This window comes from Phenylobacterium conjunctum (assembly GCF_042679085.1).
GTDB lineage: Bacteria > Pseudomonadota > Alphaproteobacteria > Caulobacterales > Caulobacteraceae > Phenylobacterium > Phenylobacterium conjunctum.
Map to the genome: position 1 here is coordinate 1 of NZ_JBHTLQ010000096.1, position 7,174 is coordinate 7,174.

The 7,174-nt window shown below is 69.5% G+C and carries 7 protein-coding genes and 1 pseudogene; 1 reads left to right on the forward strand and 7 read right to left on the reverse strand.

From position 1 onward, the window contains the following. The 6 genes and pseudogenes from ACFQ27_RS20340 to ACFQ27_RS20365 form a co-directional block, all read right to left on the reverse strand. Nucleotides 1-276 (reverse strand): annotated as a pseudogene (locus ACFQ27_RS20340) (hypothetical protein); the annotation flags it as partial. 203 nt (nucleotides 277-479) lie between these two features. Next, nucleotides 480-1,199, reverse strand: a complete 720-nt coding sequence (locus ACFQ27_RS20345; RefSeq protein ID WP_377354861.1) for a pseudouridine synthase — start codon at nucleotides 1,197-1,199, stop codon at nucleotides 480-482. A 14-nt stretch (nucleotides 1,200-1,213) separates the two neighbouring features. Further along, nucleotides 1,214-2,125, reverse strand: a complete 912-nt coding sequence (locus ACFQ27_RS20350; RefSeq protein WP_377354856.1) for a class I SAM-dependent methyltransferase — start codon at nucleotides 2,123-2,125, stop codon at nucleotides 1,214-1,216. Between the two features lie 6 nt (nucleotides 2,126-2,131). Beyond that, on the reverse strand, nucleotides 2,132-3,730 hold the full coding sequence (locus ACFQ27_RS20355) for a peptide chain release factor 3 (protein WP_377354857.1): 1,599 nt from the start codon (nucleotides 3,728-3,730) through the stop codon (nucleotides 2,132-2,134). Nucleotides 3,731-3,913: 183 nt separating this feature from the next. After that, a complete protein-coding gene (locus tag ACFQ27_RS20360; protein ID WP_374347065.1) occupies nucleotides 3,914-4,282 on the reverse strand; it encodes a hypothetical protein in 369 nt (122 codons plus the stop codon). Between the two features lie 127 nt (nucleotides 4,283-4,409). Further along, a complete protein-coding gene (locus ACFQ27_RS20365) occupies nucleotides 4,410-4,742 on the reverse strand; it encodes a DUF1491 family protein (RefSeq protein WP_377354858.1) in 333 nt (110 codons plus the stop codon). A 136-nt stretch (nucleotides 4,743-4,878) separates the two neighbouring features. Between ACFQ27_RS20365 and ACFQ27_RS20370 the strand changes: the two genes are divergently transcribed. Next, complete coding sequence (locus ACFQ27_RS20370; protein WP_377354859.1) at nucleotides 4,879-5,748, forward strand: hypothetical protein; 870 nt, start codon at nucleotides 4,879-4,881, stop codon at nucleotides 5,746-5,748. Between the two features lie 142 nt (nucleotides 5,749-5,890). On the opposite strand, the gene ACFQ27_RS20375 is transcribed toward ACFQ27_RS20370, so the two are convergent. After that, the coding region (locus ACFQ27_RS20375) for a sensor histidine kinase (RefSeq protein ID WP_377354860.1) at nucleotides 5,891-7,174 on the reverse strand (1,284 nt) is incomplete at its 5' end.

Genomic DNA, 7,174 nt, shown 5'->3' on the forward strand with positions numbered 1-7,174 from the left:
GGTCTCGGCGCCGGCGGTGGCCTTGCGCAGGGCGACCGCATCGCCGGTGCGCCGGGCGATCTCGCGCCAGACAATGGCGGCTTCCAGGCGGCGCTGGGCGCGATCCTTGGCCCCCACCCGCCCGGCGGCGACATCGGCGGCCTTGGCTTCGGCCCGCAGCATCTCAAGGTCGAGGAGTTCCAGCAGCGAGGCGTCGCCGCCCGTCAGCCCGTCACGGGTCGTCCCGAGGGTCTCGGCGCCAAACAGGCGCTTCAGTTCACGGCCGAACTCGAACATCCACCTACTCCGATCCCCCCGCAAGCGTCTCAACACGGGACGCCGCCGTCGGGTTCAGGTGGATTTCAGCAAAGCCGAAGCCGACTTTCCTAACAAGTGGTTAACTGCTTGATTATGGTTAACGAAATCCGAATTTTCGTGGATGGGGCGAGTTGGAGACGCCGCATGTCCCCTCTCCCCTCGGGGAGAGGGAGCGCGCAGAGCTACCCGAAAATCCCCGCCAGCGCGTCGGCGCTGAGGATCCGCCAGCCACCCGGCTCGAGGTCGGCCGGCAGTTCCAGCCCGCCGATCCGCTCGCGGTGCAGGCCGGTCACGTGGTTGCCCACCGCGGCGAACATGCGCCGCACCTGATGATAGCGGCCCTCGGTGATGATCAGCCGGGCCGTCTTCTCGCCCAGGGGCTCCAGCACCGCCGGGGCCAGCGGATCCGTCTCGCCCTCCAGCATCAGGTCGCCGGCCGCGAACACCGCCGCCTCGTCGCCCTTCAGCGGACGATCAAGCTCGGCCACATAGGCCTTCTGCACATGGGCGCGGGGTGAGATCACCCGGTGCAGGAACGGCCCATCATCGGTGATCAGCAACAGGCCCGAGGTGTCCTTGTCCAGCCGCCCGACGGTGGACAGGCCGGGCATCCGGGCCTGCCAGCGGCGCGGCAACAGTTCATAGACGCTGCGCCCCGGCTCCTTGTGCGAACAGACCACGCCCAGGGGCTTGTGCATCAACAGGGTCAGGGGCGCGGGCGGATCCACCGGCTTGCCGGAGATGGTCAGCCGGGTCGGCAGCTCGGCGGTCACCGGAACCTTAGCCCCGGAGTCCTTCAGGGGCGCCCCATCCAGCACCACCCTGCCCTCTCGGACCAGCGCGGCGACCTCGCGGCGCGAGCCATAGCCCAGATTGGCCAGCAGCCGGTCCAGCCGAGCCATGGGCGGGCGACCACTCACTTGCGCGCCTCATAGACCTTGAAGCCCCCGGCTTCGGCCTTCAGGGCCACAGCCTTCGGGAAGGCCTCAGCCAGCACGGCCTCGTAGGGCAGGTGCCGGTTGGCCACCATCCAGCAGACCCCACCGGGCGCCAGCATCGCCGCGGCGGCGCGGATGAAGCCCATGCCCAGGGCGCGGTCCTCGGCGCCGCCGTCATGGAACGGCGGGTTCATGATCACGAAGTCCAGGCCGGAGAGCTTCCCGTCGAGGCGCCGGACATCGGCCCACAACACCTCCAGACGCGGATCCTCAAGATTGCGACGGGCGCAATCCACCGCCCGCCGGTCGATGTCCACGGCGGTCAGACCGGTGACCTTGGCCGACTTCAGCGCCTCCAGAGACAGCACCCCGATCCCGCAGCCGAGATCCGCGCCCTTGCCGGACAGGGTCGGCAACAGCTCCATCAGGCGCGCCGTGCCCGGATCGACCCGGTCCCAGCTGAACACGCCGGGCTGGGTCCACAGGCCGAGCGACTGCGACAGGCGCGGCGCGCCGGCCGCCATGGCGATGTCCAGGTCCTTGGGCGCCGTCGGCGGGGTCACATAGCAGAACCGGTGATGCCGCCGGGCGTCCTCGCTGACCTCGCAGCCGAACCGCTCCAGAGCCTTCTTCAGCCGCGATCCGCCCTTGTCCTTGGGCGCCAACACGGTCAGGGGCGCGCCCGGCTTCAGCGCCCGCAGCACATGGGCCAGCACAAAATCCCGTTCCAGCACCCCGGGCGGCGCCAGCACCACGGCCTCATCCGCTGAGGCGTCCGCCAAGCCGGCGAGATCGCTGGAGCCGGGGATCAGCGGCGACAGCTGGACAGCCCCCGCCGGCGTTTCAGCCAGGCCAGGCGCCGGAACCCCATAGAGCAGGGCTGCGCCCATGGCCGGTCAGCCCCGTTCCTTGGTGCGCTCGAAGCCCACCTTCGGATAGCGCTCGGCCACATAGCCGATCTCCCAGGACGACTTGGCCAGGAATACCGGCTGGTCGTCGATGTCGGTGGCCATGGCGGTCTTGTGCTTGTTGCCGAAGTCCTCGACCTCAGCGCGCTCGCCGGTGAGCCAGCGGGCCTCGGCATAGGGGCTGGTCTCGAAGATCACTTCCAGCTGGTATTCGTTGGCCAGGCGGTCGGCCATGACCTCGAACTGCAGCTGGCCCACGGCGCCGACGATGAAGTCTGAGCCGATCTGCGGGCGGAACAGCTGGGTCACCCCCTCCTCGGCCAGGCCTTCCAGCGCCTTCTTCAGGTGCTTGGCCTTCAGGGGATCCTTGACCCGCACCCGCTGCAGGATTTCCGGGGCGAAGTTGGGCAGGCCGGCGAAGCGCAGGGTCCCGGTCTCCGACAGGCTGTCGCCGACCCGCAGCACGCCATGGTTCGGAATCCCGATCACGTCGCCGGCGAAGGCCTCTTCCGCCAGTTCGCGGTCCGAGGCGAAGAACATGATCGGCGCATTCACGCTCAGCTGGCGGCCGGTGTTCTGCACCTTCAGCTTCATGCCGCGATTGAACCGGCCCGAGCACAGCCGCAGGAAGGCGATCCGGTCCCGGTGGTTCGGGTCCATGTTCGCCTGGACCTTGAAGACAAAGCCGGTGACCTCGTTGTCGCCGGGCACGATGTGGGTCGCATCCCCGCCCTTGGTCGCCTTCACGGCCTTGGGCGGCGGCGCATAGGCGCCCAGGCCCGCCAGCAGCTCGTCGACGCCGAAATGGCGCAGGGCCGAGCCGAAGAACACCGGCGTCATGTGGCCTTCCAGGAAGGCCTGCGGGTCAAACGGCTTGGCGGCCTCGGTCACCAGCATGGCCGCCTCTTCCAGCTCGGCCTGCTCGTCGGGGTCCAGGTAGCTGACCACCGCATTGCCACCGAAGGCGACCGGATCGGGATGGCCCTCCTCCTGGTCCGAACCCTTCTTGGCGTAGGGCAGGAACTTCTGGGTCCTAAGGTCCAGCATGCCCTTGAACCGCCCGCCCGACCCGGCCGGCCAGAACAGCGGCGCGGGGTCGAGCGCCAGCTTGGAGGCGATCTCATCCAGCAGGGCGAAGGGGTCCTGGGCCTCGCGGTCCATCTTGTTGATGAAGGTGACGATCGGGATGTCGCGCAGGCGGCAGACCTCGAACAGCTTCAGGGTCTGGGGCTCGATGCCCTTGGCGGCGTCCAGCACCATGACCGCGGCGTCGGCGGCCGTGAGCGTCCGGTAGGTGTCTTCCGAGAAGTCCTCGTGGCCCGGGGTGTCGAGCAGATTGAACATCAGGCCTTCGTGGTCGAAGGTCATGACGCTGGCCGAGACGGAGATGCCCCGCTCGCGCTCGATCTTCATCCAGTCCGACCGCGTCCGCCGGTTTTCGCCCCGGGCCCGCACCGCGCCGGCCGCGCGGATCGCGCCGCCCGCCAGCAGCAGGTTCTCGGTCAGGGTCGTCTTGCCCGCGTCAGGGTGCGAGATGATGGCGAAGGTGCGCCGGCGCGCGGCCTCGGCGGCGGGAGAATTGCTCATGCGCGGGCGATAGCGCGCGCCTCAGGTTTAGTCATCCCGGAAAGCAATGCATCAGGTGTCATCCCGGTTTCCCCGCAGGGGAAGACCGGGACCCATAGACACCGATTTCTCCGGACAGCCCTGTGCGTCTGGATCCCGGACAAGCGCTGCGCGCTTTCCGGGATGACACCCTTTGGCGCCTGTTTACGCCGCCAACCGCCGCCAGACCTGGCGGTCGGTTTGCAGGGTGTCGAGTTCGCCCTCGTCCTGGGCCTCGAACAGCTCATCCATCACGCTGGAGGCGACCTGCCGGAAGCTGACCAGCACCTCGTGCGGCGCGCCGCCGAAGCGGGTCGCCACGAACTGGGCGGCGTTCAGGGTCGGGGCCTTGGCCCGGATCAGGGCCGCCAGCCGCCTGGCCCGGCCCGGCTGATTGATGTGCAGCAGCGGGTCTTCGGCATAGAGCTCCTGGCCCATGCGCGTCACCGCCTCGAAGCTCAGGGCCTCGAACCGCCGGCTGAGCGAGCTCGGCGCGAACTTCGGGGCCTCAAGATCCAGGACGACGTCGTTCATCAGAAACAGCAAGCGGACACCTGGGCTGGGGAATATGACCCCGCCCCTATGCGCCCCCGACGCTTTCAGTCCGGTGAGCAAAGGCGGTGAATGCGGGATTCACCGTCTCCCCTGGGACGATGGAACCTCACCCCTCCTCCACCGGCTCGGTCAGGAAGTGGCGGCCCTGCTTGTCCTCGATCTCGATCACCCAGACGTCGGGGTCGATTCTGATGGCGCGCTCGATATAGCGGTCCAGGTCGGCCTCCTGGTCCGACAGGGCCGGCCGCATCCACACCCGCTCGCCGTCGCCGCGGGTCGCCTCGCCGTAGAGCCGCACGCTCTTGTCCGCCAGGTTCAGGGTTTTCACCAGCACAGAGCCGGCTCGCGCGTCGCCCTTCCTCACCACCATGCCAAAGCCCCCGCCCAGCTCGGCGCGGCGGATCAGGGCGGCCACCCAGATATCGGTGGAAAGCATCATGGAACGGTCTGGTGCTCCGCTAACGGATAAGAAAGGCCCGAGGCCTAGGGTCACGCTCAAGTTCTCGAAGCATACGAGAAAAGAACAGAGCATGACGAGTACGCGCACATCCGCGCGGCCCGGCTTGCGTCGATGGATGGGATTGATCCTGGGCGGCCTGATCGTGGCCGCGCCGGGGATCTCGGCTGCCGCAAGCAGCCTGGACCTGTTCTACGAACGCAGCCTGATGGTCGCCGCCGACACCCGCTGCGGGCTGCTGCCCGATGACGTGGGCTCGGCCTTGGTCGCCGCCCAGGTCCAGGCGCGAGGCGCCGCCATGCGCGCGGGCTTCGACAAGATGACCATCAAGGCCACGCAGTCGCGCGCCGCCGCCAAGGCGGGCTCGGTCGCCTGCGCCTCGCCGGACCTGGCCATGGCCTCGGGCCGGGTGCGCGCCGCCTTCGACGGCTACGCTCGCCTGCTGCGCATGGACTATCCGGGCGACAGCGCCATGTGGAAGGCCGACCGTGGCTCGAGCGTCGTCGCCGCCCGCTGGCGTCTGTTCCAGAATGTGAAGTTCGGCGACAGCCGGATGGTCTTCGGCCTGGCCGGCCGCAAGGGCGCCAATGTGGTCCTGGCCCTGGCCCAGTTCCCCAGGGGCGAGGCCCCCTACGCCGCCAATCTGGTGCTGCGCGACGATGCGGCGACCAGCGGCCCCTATCTGGACCAGCGCGGCGCCACCCTGGCCTCGACGCCCCTGGCCCGCCGCCTGCCGCCGGTGACCGCCCAGGTGACCTTCGCCGCCGAGGCCCGCAGCACCGCCGGCCTCGACCTCCTGCCCAAGGACATGAAATCCGGCTGGGCCTTCCGATTCCCGCCGGAAGCCGCCCGCGCCATGGCCCAGCTGGACCCGCGTGAGGTGGTGGCCGTGGACTTCATGTTCCCCGGCGACGTCACCCGCCGCGCCTATGTGGAAGTCGGCGACTTCGCCGCCGGCCGCGCCTTCCTGCAATACGCGGCGAAGTAGGCCCAAAACGTCATGGCCGGGCTTGTCCCGGCCACCCATACGCGCCTGAGGTCCAGGAGAACGCGCAGCGGCGCAGCTCGCGCCCCATCTGCCTGCCCGGTGTCCATGGATGGCCGGGACAAGCCCGGCCATGACGGTCAGATCACGCCCGCTCGACCTCGGCCGGCAGCACCACGGGCATGCGCACGATCACCGTCGTGCCTTCGCCCAGCCGGCTCTCCATGACCATCTCGCCGCCGTGCAGCTCGGCGAAGGAGCGGACCAGGGACAGGCCGAGGCCCGTGCCCACCGAGCGCTGGTCATTGCCGCCGGCCTGTTCATAGGGCCGGCCCAGCCGTTGGATGTCCTCGGCGCTGATGCCGGCGCCGGTGTCGGCCACCACGAGCTCCAGCACCGGTCCAGCGGCCTGGACCGTCAGGGTCACCGCCCCGCCCTTGGGCGTGAACTTCAAGGCGTTGGAGATCAGGTTCAGGGCGATCTGCTTGATCGCCCGGCGGTCGGCGTCGACCTCCAGCGGGTCCTTGGGCAACAGGCCGCGCAGATTGACCCCGGCCCGGTCGGCCTGGCCCCGCATCAGCCGCAGGACCGCATTGGCCGCCTCGCGAACATCGAACTCTTCCCGGTGCAGCTCGAACCGCTCGGCCTCGATCTTGGAGACGTCCAGGACGTCATTGATCAGCTCCAGCAGGTGGCCGCCGCTCTCGTGGATCAGCTCGGCGTATTCGCCGTACTTGTCCGACAGGGGGCCGAACAGGCGCTGCCGCATGATGTCGGAGAAGCCCATGATAGCGTTCAGCGGCGTGCGCAGCTCGTGGCTCATATTGGCCAGGAAGCGGGACTTGCCGGCGTTCTGGGCCTCGGCCTCCTCGCGGGCGTGGATCAGCTCGGCCTCGCGGGCGTGCTGGACGCGGGCGTCACGCAGAACGCCCATGATCCGCGTGGTGTCGGCCCGGCGCAGGGCCAACTCCAGCCAGACCTCCGGCTCCCCGGCCAGGGTGAAGCCGACCTCGGCGCGGCCTTCGCTCATGGCGCGGCGCAGGGCCTCGTCCAGCACCGGACGGTCGGCGAGCGCCGCGAGTTGGGTCAGCTGGCGGTTGACGAAGATCTGCCCGCGCAGCTCGCGCGGCGGCGTCCCCCAGACCGAGGCCAGCTTGCCGTTCGGCCAGATCGACAGGATCAGATAGGGCTGGTCGGCCAGGGCGGCCCGCAGGCGCGCCTCGATCAGCCCGCGTCGCAGGGCGTCCTGCTCCACCTGCCGCTGCAGCACCACCAGGGCCACGGCGAAGGCCGCCGTGGTGGTGGCGAGGCCAAGCGCGCCCAGGGCGAGGGCGGTGGCGTGGGGGGGCGGCGCCGGCAGGCTCAGCGTCAGCTGGCAAAAGCCGAGCAGGCCCAGGGCGCCGGCCGTGATCGCCGCGGCCAGGGCCAT